The sequence below is a fragment of the Labilibaculum antarcticum genome (assembly GCF_002356295.1).
Classification (GTDB): Bacteria; Bacteroidota; Bacteroidia; order Bacteroidales; family Marinifilaceae; genus Labilibaculum; species Labilibaculum antarcticum.
The window spans coordinates 4,089,542-4,110,149 of the sequence record NZ_AP018042.1; the positions used below are offsets into that span (position 1 = coordinate 4,089,542).

The window sequence follows — 20,608 nt, forward strand, 5'->3', positions numbered from 1 at the left end:
TATGGAACAATTAAAAGCAAGAATATTAAATTGTACTGCATGTGATTTATCAAAAACAAGGAATCATGCGATATGGGGCGAAGGAAACCCTAATGCTGACATATTAATTATTGGAGAAGCTCCTGGTGCCGATGAAGACAAGATGGGACGACCATTTGTTGGTAAATCGGGGCAATTGCTCGATAAAATACTGCTGGCATGCGGTTTTACTAGGCAGGAACATGTTTTTCTCAGCAATATACTCCGTTGCAGGCCACCGGGTAACCGAGTTCCTAAAGAAGAGGAGGTAAATGAATGCATTGCTTATTTGTATGAACAGATAGAGCTTGTTAATCCTAAAATTATCATTCCTTTAGGAGCAACTGCATTAAAGCGTTTACTTAAAGATGATAGTTTGAAAATTACTAAGATCCATGGCAACTGGATAAACTGGGAAAATCGATTGGTGCTGCCTGTTTTCCATCCTGCCGCATTGTTACGTAATTCTGCTCTTAAGCGCGAAACATGGGAAGATTTCAAAAAAATAGTATTCAAATACCGCGAACTGGTTAATCCGGATCATTATTCAGAGCATATTTAATTAGCTTATTTTTGTTTTATTGAATGAATAATATAGAATAAACATAACAAGAAGAATTGTTTCAAGTGATGTTTATTCGATTTCAGAATTTTACATCAAAGCCATAATCCCACGAAGCTCTATCGAATACTTTACTATAAAATGATTTTATGAGTCATTGCTCAGAGTCCAATTTTAAGAACAACCATTACGTTTGACAGGTTGAAAAAGAGAGGTTACGAATCGATGCTCGACATTTACAAACAAATCACGCCTAATAGACGTGATTCTTTATTCCCCTTAATTTAATCCCGATTCCTCTGGGCCGTATATGAGACCGCAAGTACGGTGGGAGAGGCACAGTGGCGGTAAATAGACCGTCACCTGTCTACTCTACTAGCGTTTAGTTGTTTCAAATTTTATTTTTTAAATAGTTTGTGATGCTTCACATAGAGGAAACATTGTTGGTGTCGTATCCTCAGTACAAAAGGGACCATAAAGGTAGTCGTAATCAAAATATTGCTTTTACTTAGTAATTATAATCGGGTTTTATTGATTGCAATTTTCGTTTGCACTGTTTACTATGTTGTTATACTCATCTAAAGTTAAAAATTGAGGTGTGTAAGTTTCATCTAAAAGCATTATTGATTTATAAAATGAACGTAAATGATTTCGCGAACCACATTCTAACAAGTTAAAAACATCAATAACAGATTGAGTTGTGATTTCTCCTACATACTTTTGTAAATCTACAATATCCAAGTCTTCGATAGTTGCCCCTATTTTTAATGCATTTGAAGAACTTATTTCACCGTCTGTGATGAATTGATTGTAATAATTTTGCAAATCTGGTTCAGAGAATTGCCCTGACTGTAAAATAGTATATGATACATTGTTTTCATCTAATAATGATGCAATTGCATCCATGTGCGATTGTTCACTTTCTTTTATATTTGCGAAAGGGTTATTTGGCCATGCAAGCAAGCCGATTAAATTTACTTATTTATATTTTGAGCAAGACAAATTGAATTGGCTTGCTGGTGTTTCTTAATTGAACTAAACTTTCAAACTGCTCATCAACGCCCATGATAATTTAGCTTTTGTTATAGGCTGGCTTTTTGTTCTATTCGTTAGATAATTTTTCAATTTGAATGTATTTTATTTTTCCCTTTTTCTTGACAAGAGTCAATCCGTTTTTTTCTAATATATCCACCCATTTATCTAAACTAGAACTCTTATTTTCTATTGAAATATTTAAAGTATAGTATCCTTTTGAATTTGTTATTACAGGGTAATATATTCTCTTATTTTCATCGTTATAATATTTGTTACTTTGCAAATGAACAATTTGATCTTCAATTATTGAGGCAATAGAATTTGCAGAATAAACACCACTTACTTTTAAATTTTTAAAACTTTGATCAAATTCCTGACGGTTAACCAGTAGTTCTTTATTTACAGGCATAATTGTTTTGTTATTGATTTTAACATCTGCAAGCTCATAATAATTCACTTCCTTTTCTATAATTTTAGTTTTTAATGCAAAAGATGCGTTTAGTTGGTTAATGAAAAGTTTATTAAAATCACCAAACAAATTGGTTACTTCGAATTTTATGCGATATCGATTATTAGGGCTAACAGATTTCAAATAATTTAATTTTTTATGAAATATGAATCTTTTTTCTGTATAACCTTTATATGCGTCCATATATAACTGTAAGATATTTTTACCAGCTGATTTATATATTTGAATGATCTCGAGAGTGTCTTTGTAAGTGTCACCTGAATAACCAGAGATTACACGCCTTTTATTAGGGCGAAAATCTCTTTCTGTATAATTTCTATCTCCTAATTTATATGTCTGAAGTTCAAACGAAACAAGTGAATTTTTAACATTATTATCTGAAAATGATTTATTAAAAGATTCTTCCGTAAAATTGTTTTTTCTAGGAATATTAATAGAATTACCTGAGCTTAATTTATTTATTATAGTTTCGGTAATAAAACTTGGATATGTTTCTGCTTGTATTTGACCCTTTGTGTCAACGACTATAGAGTGAGGTATCCCTGTATGCGGGAAAATATTAGATAATTGTTTTTCTTTGTCATAAATAAACTTAAATGGGAATAAGTTTTTATTGATAAATTTCGTTGTTTGATTAAACTTGTCACTTGAAACACAAATGATTTCGAGTTTATCAGGAAACTTATTTTTTAATTCTTTTAGATGGTGCATTCCTTCAATGCAAGGTGCGCACCAAGTTTCCCAAAACTCTATTATTACAATTTTCTTGTCAGTTTCCTTTATGAAATCATAATCAATTGTTGATTTGTCTTTGATTTGGACTAAACTAATTCCTGAGAGCAATGAGGAAATTTCTGTATTTTGAGCGGTTAGTTGGAGTGTGAATATTATTAGAAGAATTGATGGTATTATTTTTTTCATGTTTTTTATTTTTAAGCTTGCCTATAACGGTTTTGCTAAGTTTCGTGGGCGATTTTAAAGAGTAATCTTATCAATGCGCCAAGTAAGCAAGCCGATTAAATTTACTTATTTATAGTAGGAGCAAGGCCAAATTTTATTGGCTTGCTGGTGTTTATTAATTGCACTAAACTTTCAAACTGCTCGTCAACGCCCATGATAATTTAGCTTTTGTTACCAACTGTTTTATTGAATGCCTTGACACTCGTCAGTCGTATCAACAACAACGGTTTTTGCCCAAATATCTCCTAACCTTTGATTAAGCTTTGTGTTCTTAATTAATAGAATGCCTATAAGTCCAAAAAGCCAAATATCTATTATTGCAATCAAGTGTCTCTTTACGGATTGACCTAAACTGATTTTACTGTCATTAAAATTACTAGCAGAAATAGCTTTCAAATCTGACATGTAGTTACCAAGTGTCACACCAAAAAGTTGTTCCATTCCTATTGTCATGACTGCCCAGAATAAAATTACAATCAAAAAAGGATAGCCAGTCAAAGTATATCCTCCTTCAATAGGTTCTCCATATAAAAAAAACATTACAGCTGTAAAAACAGATACCATTCCATAATCTATTAGTCCTGCTGAGATTCTTTTTCCTAAATTGGCTTTTGTTTTTAATTCTAATCTCGACTCCATGTATTGGTTTTAAAATTGTTGGTAACGGCAGTTTGTCTAAAAACTTATAAAACTGCTCAATTAAGTCTTAAATATAGCGGTTTTAAGCATACATAAAAATTGAAAATCCTTTTATTTGGAAATAGAATTGAGGTTCTTATTTGGGTCCCTTTTAATTCTAACAGGACTATTAATTCAAGAAAATAAGATAATTGCTGTAGAGCCCATTTTATGAGGGTTTTTAGGCCAATTGTATTGATTAAACGGCGTAGGTTATAGGCGGTCATTATTAAGCCCACATCAGCACTTGCCCTTGCCATGCCTTTTTTTGTCATAATGTGATTGAAGCCCCATTGTCGTTTTATGGTTCCGTAGGGATGTTCGACTATGGCTTGCCGTCGTTTGTAATAGCTCTGATTCTGATTTACGCGTTGTTTGTTTATCTCAATGAGATCCTGGTGTTCGCTGCGTTGTATTGCCTTCCCACAAGCAGCCTTGCTGCATTGATCTTTTACTTCACAGTTCCCGCAGGCTTTGGTCGTGTAGCGTTTAAACTGATAGGTTCTGGCCTGGTGCCATCTTCCGTTACTTTTTAGCTGTTGGTTTTGCGGACAAGTATAATAATCTTCCTCTTTGTTGTACTTGAAATTTTCTACATTATACTGCGGATTCGGTGCTTGTGCTGCCACTCTGGGTATGGCTACTATGGTTTCAATACCCAATCGATCCGCGACAGCGAATTCGGAACCGGTATGATAACCTTTATCGTATAGAGCCGTGAATTGGTTGCTTCGTAAAATTGATTTTGCACGTTGCAGCATATTGCCCATGGCTTTGCTGTCGTTGGCATTTGTCACTTTGTAATCGATGGGGATGTTGTTATCTGAATCAACCGTAGTTTGTACATTATACGCTACTTCGGTAATGTTATTACGGGTAATCATCTGACGGCTGTCAGGATCGGAAGTAGAGATTTGAGGCTGACCTGTTTGCTTGATTTGACTCTCTATATTTTGATACTCCTTTTTCCGATCAGTTTGTTTGCTGATTTCTTCTTCGATGATCTTTTTTTTATCGCCGTCACTTTCTGCCAATGCCTTTTCATACTCCGAAAGCTTGTTCTCAATATAAGCTAAATGACGGTCAATCTTTTTTTGGTTGAAGTTGTTCTTTTTGCTGTTCTGTGCCCTGAGTTTGGTACTGTCTCCAGCTAACAATTTCCCGCCAATCAAATTAAAGTATTTGGCCAGCTGAACGGTTTTTCGAAACACTTTTTTTATTGCTTTGGGATTGTCCCGTCTAAAGTTCGAAATGGTATTGTGGTCAGGGCTTAAGCATTTGAGTAACCACATGACCTCTATGTTTCTCTTGCACTCTTTCTCTAAACCTCGGGAGGAGCGGGTTCTGTTCAGATACCCATAAATGTAGAGTTTGAGTAAATCCGATGGACGGTAAGCGGGGCGTCCGTTTTCATCAAAATCAACTTTAAAACCAAAGTCATTCAAATCAAGACTATCAACAAATAAATCGATTAATCGAACTTCATTGTCTCTAGCAATTGACTGATCTAATGAGATGGGAAAAAGATGAGTTTGTGTTCTGTCTTGTCCTTGTATAAATCTCATACTCTAAGATAACAAAGTGCTGAAAATCTGTCAAATATAGATGCATCTACTTATCAACAACTTATCAAGGTTTTTAGACAGTCTGACGGTCTTGCTAAGTTTCGTGGGCGATTAAAACAGTTGTCTTATCAAACCGCTAAATAAGCAAGCCGTGTAAAATTGTTTATATTTTGAACAAACCAATTATAGAGGCTTGCTGGTGTTTATTAATTGAACTAACTCTCGAACCGCTTGTCACCGCCCATGAAATTTAGCTTTTGTTAGGGGTAGTTTTTATTTATTCCATGGATCATTTTTAAGGTCCGTTTTAAAATACAAACTACTATAATCTCTTAAATCTTTTGTAAGCGTATATACCTCATACAAATGTTCTGACCAGGTATTTAAATTATCATTTTGAAATTTCTCCACTTGAGATAAATCTTTTGCTAATATTCTAAAAGTACAATTCTTTAAATTGTATATTTTTTTTAATATACCAGTATCAATATGAGGTAGTAGTTTGAGAAGGTTATTCATCTCTTCCTCAATTCTAATCCATCTGTTGTATATTTTGTAACCTAAATGATGATCAAAATATTTTCCAATATCATTGTGGAATTTTGAAATGTGTTCTATGGGGTTTACATTTTCACAAATCTCCTTAAATTGTTCATTTGTTAAATTTTTAAAATCATATCCCGAATCTGATTTTGAAATGATATCATCTATTATAGCGTAGGATGTAAATATGATAGATTCACATTGAATTTTCACATAGGGATTAACATCTTTCTCTTTTCTTTTCGCCGGTATATACACAACTATAAGGTAAAATATTAAACTAACTAAGAAACCAAGTGTAATGGTCTGTATAATAATATTACCATAGCTGAATTGATAGAAAATGCTTTCAAAAATCCCCCCTTCGAATAACGGTAATAATGGATCATCTGATGATTTAAAGATTAGAAAAACCGATATTATTGTTAATATCCATAGAACGATACTTTCAGATTTTCTTTTGTATAAATATTTCAGTGGTGTCATTTTGTAATTCAATTGTTATTAAAGATTAAATGCCTCTTTAAAATTACCCCTAACGGCAGTTTGTCTAAAAACTTATAAAACTGCTCAATTAAGTCTTAAATATAGCGGTTTTAAGCATACATAAAAATTGAAAATCCTTTTATTTGGAAATAGAATTGAGGTTCTTATTTGGGACATTTTTAACTTTAACAGCACCATAAATTCAAGAAAACAAGATAATTGCAGTATTGCCCATTTTAGAAGGGTTTTTAGGCCAATTATATTGATTAAACGGCGTAGGTTATAGGCTGTCATTATTAAGCCTACATCAGCACTTGCCCTTGCTATGCCTTTTTTTGTCATAATGTGATCGAAGCCCCATTGTCGTTTTATGGTTCCGTAGGGATGTTCAACTATGGCCTGTCGCCGTTTGTAGTAGCTCTGATTCTGATTTACGCGTTGTTTGTTTATCTCAATGAGATCCTGGTGTTCACTGCGTTGTATTGCCTTTCCACAGACAGCCTTACTGCATTGATCTTTTACTTCACAGTTCCCGCAGGCTTTGGTCGTGTAGCGTTTAAACTGATAGGTTCTGGCCTGGTGCCATCTTCCGTTACTTTTTAGCTGTTGGTTTTGCGGACAAGTATAATAATCTTCCTCTTTGTTGTACTTGAAATTTTCTACATTATACTGCGGATTTGGTGCTTGTGCTGCCACTCTGGGTATGGCTACTATGGTTTCAATACCCAATCGATCCGCGACAGCGAATTCGGAACCGGTATGATAACCTTTATCGTATAGAGCCGTGAATTGGTTGCTTCGTAAAATTGATTTTGCACGTTGCAGCATATTGCCCATGGCTTTGCTGTCGTTGGCATTTGTCACTTTGTTATCGATGGGGATGTTGTTATCTGAATCAACCGTAGTTTGTACATTATACGCTACTTCGGTAATGTTATTACGGATAATCATCTGACGGCTGTCAGGATCGGAAGTAGAGATTTGAGGCTGACCTGTTTGCTTGATTTGACTCTCTATATTTTGATACTCCTTTTTCCGATCAGTTTGTTTGCTGATTTCTTCTTCGATGATCTTTTTTTTATCGCCGTCACTTTCTGCCAATGCCTTTTCATACTCCGAAAGTTTGTTCTCAATATAAGCTAAATGACGGTCAATCTTTTTTTGATTGAAGTTGTGCTTTTTGCTGTTCTGTGCCCTTAGTTTGGTACTGTCTCCAGCTAACATTTTCCCGCCAATCAAATTAAAGTATTTGGCCAGCTGAACGGTTTTTCGAAACACTTTTTTTATTGCTTTGGGATTGTCCCGTCTAAAGTTCGAAATGGTATTGTGGTCAGGGCTTAAGCATTTGAGTAACCACATGACCTCTATGTTTCTCTTGCACTCTTTCTCTAAACCTCGGGAGGAGCGGGTTCTGTTCAGATACCCATAAATGTAGAGTTTGAGTAAATCCGATGGACGGTAAGCGGGGCGTCCGTTTTCATCAAAATCAACTTTAAAACCAAAGTCATTCAAATCAAGACTATCAACAAATAAATCGATTAATCGAACTTCATTGTCTCTAGCAATTGACTGATCTAATGAGATGGGAAAAAGATGAGTTTGTGTTCTGTCTTGTCCTTGTATAAATCTCATACTCTAAGATAACAAAGTGCTTAAAATCTGTCAAATATAGATGCATCTACTTATCAACAACTTATCAAGGTTTTTAGACAGTCTGACGGTCTTGCTAAGTTGCGTGGGCGATTTCAAAGAGTAATCTTATCAATGCGCCAAGTAAGCAAGCCGATTAAATTTATAATTTTAGGCAAACCCATTTAATTGGCTTGCTGGTGTTTGTTAATTGCACTAAACTTTCAAACTGCTCGTCACCGCCCATGAAATTTAGCTTTTGTTATGTGTTGACTTTATTTTAGCACTAATCCAAATCCCATTGCAATTCTAAAAATATTGTCAAGACCTGCTGACATATTCATAATCTCAACAGCAGTAACTGCTTTCTGCCGTTTATAAAATATTTGATGATATAAAGTCATAAAAGCTAAAAGTGAATCTGACCAATCCACAGGGGCTGCCGGACCAATAATTGATGAAAATTTATTCTCCTTGATATCTCCTTGCATTTTGAATGCATTATAACCTTGACAAGTTGAAAAGCAATAGTTAATTGGCGAGATTTCAATGTGAGGATTTTTTGGATCTGGCTGTATTTTTCCTGTTAATTCATTTATTCTATCCGCTTTTAGAGTTAATGAGTCCCACTCTAAAAATTCACCACTTGTTAAGCCTATTCCTGATTCATTTCCATGAGCTGAAATATGTATATATGGAGCTACTAAACCTTCTTTCTTTAGCCGATTAATATCTTCACAAATAATTTCAATACACTTATCGAAGCATTCATTATCTATAACTTGAAAATATTGATTTGCAATCCCAGCTAAATCTAATCCTGCAGATAAAGCTTTCCCCTCAGTTCTATTATTGAGAATATCATTGGGGTTTTGAGATTCAATAATATAAATCTTACAGATTTTAGTAAAATCGACCATGTTCCATTTTTAAAGTTTACACATAACGGTTTTGCTAAGTTTCGTGGGCGATTTAAAGAGTAATCTTATCAATGCGCTAAGTAAGCAAGCCGATTAAATTTACTTATTTATAGTAGGAGCAAAGCCAAGTTTAATTGGCTTGCTGGTGTTTGTTAATTGTGCTAAACTTTCAATTCGCTCATCAACGCCCATGATAATTTAGCTTTTGTTGTGTGGTCGTACTTTTTATTTCGTGTTATCAATCAACCAGACACCTTCATTTTTATCTATTTTCTTTAATCTCTTTTTTAGTTCATTTCTGTCCCAATCAACGTCATAGTATTCATATCTTTCTAATAGTAAGTTGTATGCAGATTCATGAAATCCATATTCCACTAACTTGCTGAAGTTTTTCTCTGCAATCGCTTTTGTAATCGTGTCATACTCAAATTCAATTGTCAAAAGGTCAAATAATGTGTCATTTACTATTTCTTCTGAATATGCTGGACCAATTTTAGAAAATTTATATTTCTGAATGTCTTTCAATATTTCAAATACGATACTATCATTTTTCTCCTGTTCCCTACGATTCCAAAATTCACGATAATATTTACTGTCAATATTTGCTTGTCCATGAGTCAAAATGAGTGAATCAACCCATTCTACGATGTCTTTTTTGATGTAAAGTCCTTGCAAGATAAACACGTCGCTGTCATGATAGAATTGTTTTAATAAGTCCATGTAGTTAAATTTTTTCAACGTTTCATGAACCATTAATAAATTTTCAGGATTTCGTATCCAATTATTTTTTGTCAAGTCACCATTTCTAAGGTCGAAAAATGAAGTATTGATTTCCATATAAGTTTCAGGTTTTTTGTCAGTATTATTTTGACATGAAACAAATATTATAATTCCAAATATTATTAAAATCAGTTTGTTCATTTTTCTCTTAGTATGCCACACAACGGTTTTGCTAAGTTTCTTGGGCGATTTAAAGTAATTTCCTTATCAGTGCGCACCGAAGCAAGCCGATTAAATTTACTTATTTATATTTTGAGCAAGACAAATTTACAAGGCTTGCTGGTTTTCCTTAATTAAGTTGAACTATCAAACTGCTTGTCAGCGCCCATGACAATTTAGCTTTTGTTAGAGTGCGTTAATTTCCTCATTATAAGACTTAGATTCTTTTAAATCACCATTTTTATAATAATCTAATATATCTACGCTTCTATTATTTGTTGTTCTATCGAAACCGATTATGCTGATTTCTTTCCCACTTTCAAATAATGTTTTGTAAATCAAGTTACCGTATTCAAAAAAATCGGTTGTCGACAATAATTCGTCCTTATAGAATTCGTTAATACTCATCTCGATTGTATCATTTTCTGAATCAAGAGCATAAGTGTCAGGTTTATGTTCAGATTTAGAATAATCGTAGTTTTTAATTTTCTCAAGGAGCTCTAATGAATTAAAATAGGACAGGTGTGTTTCTTTGATCAATAGATCATTTTGATAATCAAATTTGATAGTTTTAGCCAGATTATTTTTACTGTCATACTGTTTTAAATGAGTGCAAATATTACCCTCATACTGATACTTATATTGATATTGAATTGTGTCGAAAGTATCAGAAGCTAAATTTTCGATTAGAGCTGAATTATTAAAATAACTTGGGATTATTTTTCGATCAAAAACTATCTTTCTACCATCTGAGAAATATTTATATTCATTCCAAAATGTGGTGTCATTTTCCGGATTAATGGTCATGTCTAATATCAATGAATCGTTTGAGTCATAGTCATACATTCTTAACTCAGCTTTTTGCTCAAAATTATTTTGTGACTTTTTCTTAATCAACAATCCTTTGTTATTATACCCGAAAACTGTTTCGATAAGCATTGAGTCAACAACTTGACCAAACATTATTGTATATGTTTTTTCTGTCTGTGAAATTAACTTATCAGACTCATAATTGTAAAAATATTTAGTTTGGTGAGACATTTTAGAAGCATCAATTAATGTCTCAGTAACTTGTTCTTTACAACTTGTCAGAATTATTATTCCAAGTGTTAAAATTAGAATTGTTTTCATATTTGATGTTCGTGATTAATGCACTCTAACGGTCTTGCTAAGTTTCGTGGGCGATTTCAAAGAGTAATCTCATCAAAGCGCCAAGTAAGCAAGCCGATTAAATTTACTTATTTATATTTTGAGCAAGACAAGTTTAATTGGCTTGCTGGTTTTCATTAATTGTACTAAACTTTCAAACTGCTCATCAACGCCCATGACAATTTAGCTTTTGTTAGGGCTAGTTTTTATTTCACGATATACTTTAAAGTTCCAATGCTTTTTTCCAATGTATCATTGACCTTTACGCATACTTTTAATAAAGTACGACCAGGTTGCCTTGGGATAAATTCATAAATGAAACTGTCTCTTTCCCAATGATATATTATAGTTCCATTACTTGCTATCGGAACAATTTGATTTTTGAAAATTGAACTGTGTTTAATATCTATATTTACAGTATCGCCACTAATAAATGTGTCACAATTGTGAGAAAATGTTACTTTAAAATCAGAAAGCGTTGGTAAACTATCAACATTTAAATAGGTAAAGCTATCAGTGACTTTTCCGTCTGCATTAAACCATTTATAACTAAGTAATTTATCGTTCCGATGCCTCTCAATATAGTTCAATTGTCCCAATGTGTCGAAACCTTGCACTTCTCCCTTAATTTTGCCTTTTTCAAAAGGCTTAACCATTCGCAATTTACCATCAGGGTAATAAAACTTTGCTAATCCATTGGGTTTACCGTGATAATAATTAGACTCAAAATTGATAATTCCTTTATCATTGTAAAGTTTAACTTTCCCATGCCAATTATTTTCAGTGTCTAACTGAACCTTGGATTTTATTACGCCATTCTCATAATATTCCTTTTTCACTTCCGTACATGAAACCAAAAGAATGAGCAAAAACATTTTTATGAAACGGTCAATATTAATCATTGTTCTACTTTAAAATTAGCCCTAACGGATTGATGTAAGACAAGTAGGGCAGTAGACTGCACTTTCTTGTCACGGTACAACGAGCCGAAGCTTTTGTTTTGGTTACCAATTTACAAATTATTTAATTAGCCGAAACAAAAGTTTCGGCGGTGTTTATTACTTGCACAATGAAAACCAATTAAGCATCACGCCCTATTTGTTTTACATTTTGTTGTGTGCTGCGCATTTTTAATTTATAATCTTATTCCTCCAAATAAATACCTAAACATGAACTCAAATCCAAACATGACCAATAATACTAAAGCAATCCTTATCCACCGTATCTTTGTTAAACAAACTAATCCTATTAGTATCAAAATTAGATTCCAGAATCGAAATACTATCTCGAAATAAATATTTAAATCTGCACTTTGGATAATTAATGGTAGCAGAATCATTATTATATTCATTATCATCGATACTCCGACAATCATTCCGACAGATTTATAATCATAAACGTGCCCCATTTTTTTAAGCACCATTGTCAGAAAGTAGGTTCTAAAACTTAATGAGAATGTTAGTCCTAAAACAAAAGCAAATACATAGATAAATGTCTCAAGTCCTGTTTGAAACCTGCTTAAAACTTCGGATTCCATTATGTGTAAAATCGTTATAATTGGGAATAATCCTATTGCAGTATAAAACAAGTCTTTAATCACAAAGGTTCTATTTACAATAACCTCTCTGAAATATCTTTGAGGCTGTATAAAAATGTATGGCAATTGTATTAAAATATCTTTATGCATCAAGTTTGAAAATCATGGTAAATAGAATAATAACTATACAACTTAAAAGCAAATAACCAAAAATCTTTGAAAATCCTTTCAATTCAGAAATCAGACTCTGTGTCTTTGTGTCAGCATAAAATTCAGGATTTCGTTTTTTGCTCGGAAGTTCTTTAAAGAAGTAAATCAGGGCAAAAGGTCCAATTATAGAATTGAATGGTTTTTTATTAAAATCACTGCTCGAACCATTTTTACCACAGAAATCATAATAATCAAAGATTCGTTTTTTAATTATTAATCGCCCAATGCTAAAGATACACCAAAGTAATCCTGTTGCTCCGTATAAAAAATCAAGTATCAAATTAGTTTTGCTCATTAAATCCATGGCTCAATCTCTGCTAGCGTTGCACACAACTTGTTTATATGTGCACCTATGGTGCACTTATTTTCGCTATATCAGGTAAAAAGGTGCACAATACATACCAATATGGCATGTATTGTGCACCTTTTGGTTAAGTCTTGTTCCATAGTTCATCAAGAGGATTCACAATTTTGCTCAATTCTAAAGTAGATACGTGAGTATATATTTCTGTTGTTTTTGATGAAGAATGTCCTAATAACACCTGAATATATCTTAAATCAACCCCTTGTTCCAACAAATGCGTAGCAAAGGAATGACGTAACATGTGAGGTGTTACTTTTCTTTTAATACCTGCTTTAATGCTGGCTTTTTCTAATATTTTTCGAATACTACTTGCACTATATTGTGAATTTGGTTTTTGGCCTTCGAATAGCCAATCTTTAGGTTTGTACTCCTTATAATATACTCTAAGTTCTGTGAGCAAATGCGCAGATAGAATAGAATATCTGTCTTTATTGCCTTTTGCCTGACTTATTCTCACCTGATTGCGATCAGAAATAATATCCGTTACCTTCATATTTATCAATTCGCTTCTACGCAAACCTGCTGAATAAATTAGCGATAAAATACATTTGTGTTTTAGGTTCTTACAAGTTGAAAGTAAAGCAATCATTTCGCTCTTGCCAATTACCTTGGGTAATCGGGTCTGTTTCCTTGGTCTGTCAATTTTGTAATATAATTTTTTTCTGCCTAGCACCTTTTCAAAATAAAACTTGATCGAATTAATCCGTTGATTTTGTTGGCTAGGAGACATCTTTCTTTTCCTAATTAAATCACTTAAGTAGTTGTTAATTTCTTCTGGCCCTAAATCATCTATAACAACATCTTTATGCGCAATTTGAAAATCTTTAAAATATTTAGTATAAGTTTTAATTGTACTATCACTAGATCTAAGCCTTTTAAGTTTTTCTATATAACTCTTGGGAAATTCAATTTCAAGTATTTTTTCTTCTTTGTAAATTACGATTTCAGCAGTAGGGCAGAACACCTCCTTAAACTTCTTGTAATCAAAATCTTTTCGGGCAATCCACCAGCATTTTTTTGTTTGACTCCATTGGGCAGTAAAATTCTGCTTTAATAAACCCACAACCTCCAAACTGTAGTCAAATTGAATGACTACAACTTCTTTATTGCGATGTTTATCGGCCGACAAGTGGATTTTTGTGCTCATTAAATGCTGTTGTTACGGATTCACTAAATTATAAAATTAATACTGTTTAGCAAAGTAGAATCATGTTAAATAAGACAGGGAAGGGGGCTGAGCTTTTTGCCTTATCATGCAAAATAAAAAAACACCCCAAACTCTCGCTCGGGGTATCTGCTTGATTTCAGTTGTATGTAGTAAAGTAGGAATGGCATGCTTCAAGTTGTCCATTTGCTATTCCTGTTGGAACTATTGATATTTCAGTTGTCAATTTTAAACGCCTCTAGGATGAAACATGGCGCCTGTAGCTAAAATAATACACCTGTAGGGTGAAATATGCCGCCTGTAGCCCAAATTGCTCGCCTGTAGACTAAATTAGGGCTTCTGTAGCCAAAATTGAGTGCCTGTAGGATGAATTATTGCTTCTGTAGCAAGAAATGCCCTCCTGTAGCGAAATGAGTCAACAGATTTAGGCCTTTCAGCTAGTTTCCTATTTCTTCTTTGTTCTTCTTTTTATTGTTTTTTCTTCTTGCATAGTCGCTGGCATATCGTTCTTGTTTCTCGTCATCGTACCAAAAAGCGTATTTTCCGTAGGCACGAATTTCATCAACCAATAGCTTAAGATAGGTATAAGCCCTATCGCGAAGTATTTTTTCGGGTCGGTTTGTACTGTTTTGCGCACCATCTATTTTCTGCCACAAGCCATATAACTCACGCGAAAGTAGACTTGCTCTGTCTAATTTATTATTGTCAAAATTTATCAATAGCAATGGCTCCGGATACTTTAGCGCAAAATCAGGATAGTCGCTCAAGTCTTGCATTAGGTCCATTTTCCCATTACCATCTAAAATATTATTTAGCTTAGTAAGTATTTTTGGCTCATCTCTATAGGCGAACTGAAAATCATATCTCAACTCCTTTTGCAACAGAGAGGCTTCTTCAAACATTTGTTCCCACGCATCGGTATTGCTTTGTGCCGATTCATAAACACTAATCCAAATCGATTGCTTCTCTCGCAAGTACATGGCTCTTGCATTTAGATTCTCAATTTTATCAACCGTTAATCCTTTGGCCAGCAAGGCTATTTTGTCTTCCATTGCAAATCTACGAAGTTGTCCGGCTTCACCGATGCTAATATCTACAGGAATGGTAGGGGATACTATTTTATTAATCATTTCCTGCACTAATTCATCAATCGGTTTTGTTGTTGTTACATCGGTCATTTTGTATCCGTTTTTAGGGTTGAATTATCAACCGGGTTAGTAGTAAAAATCATTTCAGATTCTGAAAGTAGGAAATATATGTTAAAATAAAAATAAATACCCAGAATAACTTATAATTTATTTTATGATTCGGCTATAAATCTCAGTATTTACTGGGGTTTAACCGTTAAAAAGAAATATAGTTAAATGTGGTTTTGCTTTTATTGCTCTTATCAGAATAATTTCTCGAAAAACAAGAAGGGGCTATTGTGCAAATTTAGCCGTCCAAAATCAGTCCTTTTCACTGTGCTAAACTGAACGATTGTTCAGTTTAGCACAGCCATACAGGCACCGGTGTTCACAACTGAACGTTTTCGAAATCGTTTTAAATCTGTTTCCTGAAAACCTTTGCGTAGGCTAAAGGCAAGGGTATCAGTGCTAAAATGATTAGAATGAATCCAAATAACGAGTGCGTGAAATTTTTGGCATCGCTATTGGTTAGTCAAACTTCTAAATAGTCAGCTTTTCTGACCATTCTTTTACAATACTATACAACAAAAACACATGAACAATCTCGAACTCTTTTTAGAAAAATCTGCACTGGTCGGAAATGAAAACCAAATTCTGTCTTCGGTCGAATTTGAAAATATTTTAAGCAAGGAAAGTTTTGAATACATCGATGTTCCAAGTTTTAATCAGTTGAAAGATATACAAGCCGGAGAAGCAGGCATCAAAAATGCTCTTATCGAAGTTGATTACGCAATTGCAGAGACCGGAACGGTTGTTATTGATAGTATCAATGAAAATAAACGTTTGGCAACTTGCCTGGCCGATAAGCTGTTTGTAGCGATGCCCATTAGTAAACTGGTTGACCGCTTAAATGATGTGGCCGATTTTATTGAGGAGAGAACTGCAGATATGGGCGGCTATGTTGCTTTTATTACCGGGGCCAGCCGCACAGCCGATATCGAGCGAGTTTTAACAGTTGGAGTGCACGGACCTAAAGAGATGAAGGTTTATATCTTAAACGATTTATAAAAAGAAGCCATGAAAATTCAAGATAAAATACAGGAAAAAATAAGCGACGAGGTTTTGTATAAAAACCTTAAAGGTTTCGCAACAGCATATAAGGCTTCTAAAATTAACGCCTATAAGGGCTTAGATTTTGAAGCATTAAGAACAAGGGTGCACGACATAAAGGACAGGGACTTAAACAAGGTGATGGAACAATTCAACTTGTTTAAAGCGAATGTTGAGAAGCATGGCTGTAAAGTGTTTCAGGCAAAAACAGGCGATGATGCTTGTAAATACATTGCCGATGTAATGAAAAGCCACAATGTAAAATACATGGTGAAGAGTAAATCGATGACATCGGAAGAAATTTTGCTAAACCATTATTTAGAGAAGGAAGGCCTGCAACCTATCGAAACCGACTTGGGAGAGTGGATTTTGCAGTTGGCCAGCGAGCATCCATCGCACATGGTAATGCCGGCTATTCATAAAACAAGACAGCAGGTTGCCAAAATTTTCTCTGATTATACAGGAGAAGTGGTCGATCCTGAAGATATTAACGCAATGGTTGCAATCGCCCGTCGATTTCTTAGATCATCTTACTTTAAAGCAGGTGTAGGAATGACCGGGGCAAATGTTGCCGTAGCCAGCACAGGTACAATTGGTTTGGTTACCAACGAAGGTAATGCCCGCTTGTCGTCAACCGTACCTCCTGTGCATATTGTTTTAGTCGGATACGAGAAATTGTGCGACGATTTTAATCAGGCATTAGATATTGTTCGGGTGTTGCCAAAGAGTGCTACCGGACAAATTATTACTTCATATACGACCTGGATCAAAGGCCGGGTACCAGCTCACAAAAGTGCCGACGGCATAAAGGAAACTCATTATGTGTTTTTAGATAACGGTCGTTTGGCATTTTTCGAACATCCTAAGTTCAAAGAGGCACTTAAGTGTATTCGTTGTGGTAGTTGTGCCAATATTTGTCCGGCCTACGAAATGGTGGGTGGCCATGTTTACGGCGATCGTTATATTGGTTCTATTGGATTAATATTAACTGCACTTTACCAAGGCGATGAAGCTGCCAAAGACATTTTAAAAATGTGTATTGGTTGTCGTGCCTGTTCTTTTAATTGCCCTTCGGGCATTGATTTGCAATCATTAATTTCGGAACTCAAATTGGTTGTGGGTAAAAAATACGGAATCAACCCAATAAAGAAGAACGTATTTAAAAGTTTGGTTGCAAAACCCGACAGAATGAAATCGATGTTGAGCCTGGGAGCAAATTTTCAGTTTCCATTAACGAAAACCAATCAATTAAATCAGGAGAAAATTATAGGTTCAATTCCAATGTTGCCTAAAGAGATGGATTTTAGAAAATTTCCGGCTTTGGCATCCAAAACATTTAGCAAGCGCTTTCACAAAGATGGTTACGATCAGTTTACTTCCGATCGAAAAGTATTCTTCTATCCAGGTTGTGCTATCGAATATTTTTATCCAGAAATGGGATTGGCTATGGTCAAACTTCTTCAGAAAAGTGGTATTCAGGTTGATATTCCTAAAAAAGCAGCTTGCTGTGGTATTCCTGCAATTGCATCAGGCGATCCTGATAATGCAAAAAGCATGATTTACAATACCCTTGATAACATACAAGGACCTAAAGACTACGAAGCACTGCTTGTATTGTGCCCAACATGTGGGGGAGCCATTAAGCATGAATTTTTAGATTTTACCAAAGAGGATCCAAACAGATATAAAAAAGCAGCTCAATTGGGAGATATGGTAACTCCAATCGGGAAGTTTTTAGAAGATAACAACATCCGATTCAAAGTGAAAGGGAATAAGAAGGTTACTTATCATACTCCTTGTCATGATTTCAGATCATTGGATTATTCGGCTGAATCATTCCTTTCCAAATTAATAGGAAAACAATTTATTCCATTAACTGATACCAATGTGTGTTGTGGTTTTGGTGGAACTTACTCTCTCGACTTTGCAACCATATCAAACGGAATTCTAACCAAAAAGATAGAGAATATTCAAGCGAGCGGTGCCGAGATTTTGGTGACTGATTGTCCGGGATGTGTGATGCAGATTAACGGTGGATTAATGCATAAAAATATACCTGTAAAAGTGCTTCATCTGACCGAATTTATTGAAAAATATGTAGAGGTCATCAAGAAATAAAATTAAAAATTATGGATTTCAATAACGATAGGATAGAGATAAAAAAAAGTCTGGAAGTTTTAAAACAAAAGCTTACCGACCTCGACGTTTTAATGCACAACAGTGCAATAAACGGTACTCTAGAAAGATTGGACAATTCAATAATAGAAAAATACAGTAGATCTAACCCATTTACTACAATCAATAACACAATTTGTAATTAAACCTAAATTATTTTTTTATGGACGCATTATTAGCATTTTCGCCTATTTTATTAACCATCGTATTGATGGTGGGCTTCAATTGGGGAGCAAAAAAGGCTTTGCCTTTATCGCTGTTATTATCGGTGATAGTGGCTTACACAGTTTGGGAAATTGATATTTTCCACATTATGGGATATTCTGTTTTTGGTTTTCTAAAAGCATTGGATATTTTAATTATTATTTTTGGGGCTATTCTCATACTGAATACCATGAAGTTGTCGGGAGCAATGACAACTATTAATAATGGATTTAGTGGAATAACCAAGGATAGAAGAATTCAAGCCATTATTATTGGTTTCATGTTTGGTGCATTTATTGAAGGTGCTGCCGGATTTGGAACACCTGCTGCTTTGGCCGGTCCTTTATTGGTCGGACTCGGATTCCCTCCTTTAGCTGCAGCAATGGTTGCTTTAATATATAATTCGGTTCCTGTGCCTTTTGGTGCTGTAGGTACTCCAATTAGTGGTGGTGCTATGGTAACCCTGGAGCAAAACTTATCGAATATAGGTGCAAACCCAGATGTATTTAAAATGGCATTAACTGAATGGGTTGCTATCCCGAATGCATTGGTTGGTATTTTTATTCCTTTGTTGGGAATCATGGTCATGACTAAGTTCTTTGGTAAGGAAAAATCAATTAAGCCTGCATTGGCGGCTGCTCCTTTTGCAATTTTTGCAGGATTGGCATTTTCGATTCCTTACGTAATTATAGCTTCGACTCTTGGACCAGATCTTCCATCTTTACTAGGTGCATTTATAGGTCTTGGAATTATTATCTTTGCTGCTAAAAGAGGTTTTTTAATGCCAAAAACACCATGGGATTTTCCTCCAAAATCAGAATGGGCTGCTAACTGGAAATCTAAAGAGTCTACTGGTGATACAGGAGAAGCAAAAATGGGATTGGCTAAAGCTTGGATGCCATATGCATTAATCGCAATTATTTTGGTAGTTACCCGTATTCCATCTTTAGGTTTAAAAGGATGGTTAGCTTCACAAACATTAACCTTGTCGGATATTTTTGGTATTGAAGGTTTAACATACGTATTGAAATGGGCTTATCTGCCTGGAACCATACCATTTATTTTGGTAGCGGTTATCACAAATTTTGTATATAAAATGCCAATGAAAATGGTGGTTAGTTCCTGGAAAACTACTTTTAAACAAATTACAGGTGCTGCAATCGCTTTACTTGCAGGTGTTGCCATGGTTCAATTGATGTTGAAATCGGGAACCAACGGAGCAGGAATGGATAGTATGTTAACGACTATGGCTACTGCAATTGCTGATTTATCTGGAAATGCTTATCCAATAATAGCACCACTGGTTGGTGTATTAGGATCTTTTATGTCTGGATCAGCTACTGTTTCTAATTTATTATTCTCTTCACTTCAGTTCGAAACGGCTACTATTCTGGGTATTCCTCAGGTATTAATTGTAGCAGTTCAATCAATTGGTGCTGCTTTAGGTAACATGATATGTGTAAATAACGTAGTTGCAGTATGTGCTACTGTTGGTTGTATTGGTGCAGAAGGTACTATTATCAGAAGAAATGCAATACCAGCTTTTATCTACTATTTAATGGTAATGGTAATTGTGGTGATATTAATTTCATCAGGATTTAATCCTCTTCCATTGTAAAACACAGGAACCAAATATTCATTTATTTGAATATTTGGTTCTTTTTTAAGATTGAAAAATATATATAGTGTCACACAAGTTACCAGTTTAAAAGGATAGGTTTTCCCATCAATTGATAGTTGCGATGACTGAAAATTAAAAATTA

General features: G+C 34.5%; 18 protein-coding genes. 4 read left to right on the top strand and 14 right to left on the bottom strand.

Annotated features, from left to right (window positions below):
- The first annotated feature begins 1 nt into the window (after position 1).
- Complete coding sequence (locus ALGA_RS16165; RefSeq protein WP_162845467.1) at positions 2-580, top strand: uracil-DNA glycosylase; 579 nt, start codon at positions 2-4, stop codon at positions 578-580.
- Between the two features lie 528 nt (positions 581-1,108).
- Here the strand turns inward: ALGA_RS16165 and ALGA_RS16170 are convergent.
- The 14 genes from ALGA_RS16170 to ALGA_RS16235 form a co-directional block, all read right to left on the bottom strand.
- Positions 1,109-1,543: a DUF2202 domain-containing protein gene (locus tag ALGA_RS16170; RefSeq protein WP_197705593.1), complete on the bottom strand. Its 435-nt coding sequence runs from the start codon at positions 1,541-1,543 to the stop codon at positions 1,109-1,111.
- A gap of 139 nt (positions 1,544-1,682) precedes the next feature.
- A complete protein-coding gene (locus tag ALGA_RS16175; RefSeq protein ID WP_096430897.1) occupies positions 1,683-3,005 on the bottom strand; it encodes a TlpA family protein disulfide reductase in 1,323 nt (440 codons plus the stop codon).
- Positions 3,006-3,227: 222 nt separating this feature from the next.
- Positions 3,228-3,683: an RDD family protein gene (locus ALGA_RS16180; RefSeq protein ID WP_096430899.1), complete on the bottom strand. Its 456-nt coding sequence runs from the start codon at positions 3,681-3,683 to the stop codon at positions 3,228-3,230.
- A 56-nt stretch (positions 3,684-3,739) separates the two neighbouring features.
- Positions 3,740-5,287, bottom strand: a complete 1,548-nt coding sequence (locus ALGA_RS16185) for an IS1182 family transposase (protein ID WP_096430901.1) — start codon at positions 5,285-5,287, stop codon at positions 3,740-3,742.
- A gap of 273 nt (positions 5,288-5,560) precedes the next feature.
- A complete protein-coding gene (locus ALGA_RS16190) occupies positions 5,561-6,316 on the bottom strand; it encodes a hypothetical protein (RefSeq protein ID WP_096430903.1) in 756 nt (251 codons plus the stop codon).
- A gap of 84 nt (positions 6,317-6,400) precedes the next feature.
- Positions 6,401-7,948, bottom strand: coding sequence for an IS1182 family transposase (locus ALGA_RS16195; protein ID WP_096430905.1), 1,548 nt, complete (start codon positions 7,946-7,948; stop codon positions 6,401-6,403).
- Positions 7,949-8,220: 272 nt separating this feature from the next.
- Positions 8,221-8,865 (bottom strand): hypothetical protein, encoded by a 645-nt coding sequence (locus ALGA_RS16200; protein WP_096430907.1) that lies wholly within the window; start codon positions 8,863-8,865, stop codon positions 8,221-8,223.
- A 225-nt stretch (positions 8,866-9,090) separates the two neighbouring features.
- The gene (locus tag ALGA_RS16205) at positions 9,091-9,786 is read right to left on the bottom strand and encodes a hypothetical protein (RefSeq protein WP_096430909.1); all 696 of its coding nucleotides are present in this window, start codon (positions 9,784-9,786) and stop codon (positions 9,091-9,093) included.
- 204 nt (positions 9,787-9,990) lie between these two features.
- A complete protein-coding gene (locus ALGA_RS16210; RefSeq protein ID WP_096430911.1) occupies positions 9,991-10,935 on the bottom strand; it encodes a hypothetical protein in 945 nt (314 codons plus the stop codon).
- Positions 10,936-11,159: 224 nt separating this feature from the next.
- A complete protein-coding gene (locus tag ALGA_RS16215; RefSeq protein WP_096430913.1) occupies positions 11,160-11,855 on the bottom strand; it encodes a toxin-antitoxin system YwqK family antitoxin in 696 nt (231 codons plus the stop codon).
- Between the two features lie 233 nt (positions 11,856-12,088).
- Complete coding sequence (locus tag ALGA_RS16220; protein ID WP_096430915.1) at positions 12,089-12,640, bottom strand: hypothetical protein; 552 nt, start codon at positions 12,638-12,640, stop codon at positions 12,089-12,091.
- Positions 12,633-12,995: a hypothetical protein gene (locus ALGA_RS16225; protein WP_145957651.1), complete on the bottom strand. Its 363-nt coding sequence runs from the start codon at positions 12,993-12,995 to the stop codon at positions 12,633-12,635. Before ALGA_RS16225 ends, ALGA_RS16220 begins: the two co-directional genes overlap by 8 nt.
- Before the next feature lie 136 nt (positions 12,996-13,131).
- Positions 13,132-14,211, bottom strand: a complete 1,080-nt coding sequence (locus ALGA_RS16230) for a tyrosine-type recombinase/integrase (RefSeq protein ID WP_096430919.1) — start codon at positions 14,209-14,211, stop codon at positions 13,132-13,134.
- A 455-nt stretch (positions 14,212-14,666) separates the two neighbouring features.
- Positions 14,667-15,407 carry a hypothetical protein gene (locus tag ALGA_RS16235; protein ID WP_096430921.1) on the bottom strand — a complete coding sequence of 247 codons (741 nt, stop codon included), beginning with the start codon at positions 15,405-15,407 and terminating at the stop codon, positions 14,667-14,669.
- Positions 15,408-15,950: 543 nt separating this feature from the next.
- Between ALGA_RS16235 and ALGA_RS16240 the strand changes: the two genes are divergently transcribed.
- The 3 genes from ALGA_RS16240 to ALGA_RS16255 all read left to right on the top strand — a co-directional run bounded on the left by ALGA_RS16240 (position 15,951) and on the right by ALGA_RS16255 (position 20,463).
- Complete coding sequence (locus ALGA_RS16240) at positions 15,951-16,424, top strand: lactate utilization protein (RefSeq protein WP_096430923.1); 474 nt, start codon at positions 15,951-15,953, stop codon at positions 16,422-16,424.
- A gap of 9 nt (positions 16,425-16,433) precedes the next feature.
- Positions 16,434-18,584 carry an L-lactate dehydrogenase (quinone) large subunit LdhH gene (gene ldhH / locus ALGA_RS16245; RefSeq protein ID WP_096430925.1) on the top strand — a complete coding sequence of 717 codons (2,151 nt, stop codon included), beginning with the start codon at positions 16,434-16,436 and terminating at the stop codon, positions 18,582-18,584.
- Between the two features lie 220 nt (positions 18,585-18,804).
- Positions 18,805-20,463, top strand: a complete 1,659-nt coding sequence (locus ALGA_RS16255; protein ID WP_096430929.1) for an L-lactate permease — start codon at positions 18,805-18,807, stop codon at positions 20,461-20,463.
- The last annotated feature ends 145 nt before the right edge of the window (positions 20,464-20,608 follow it).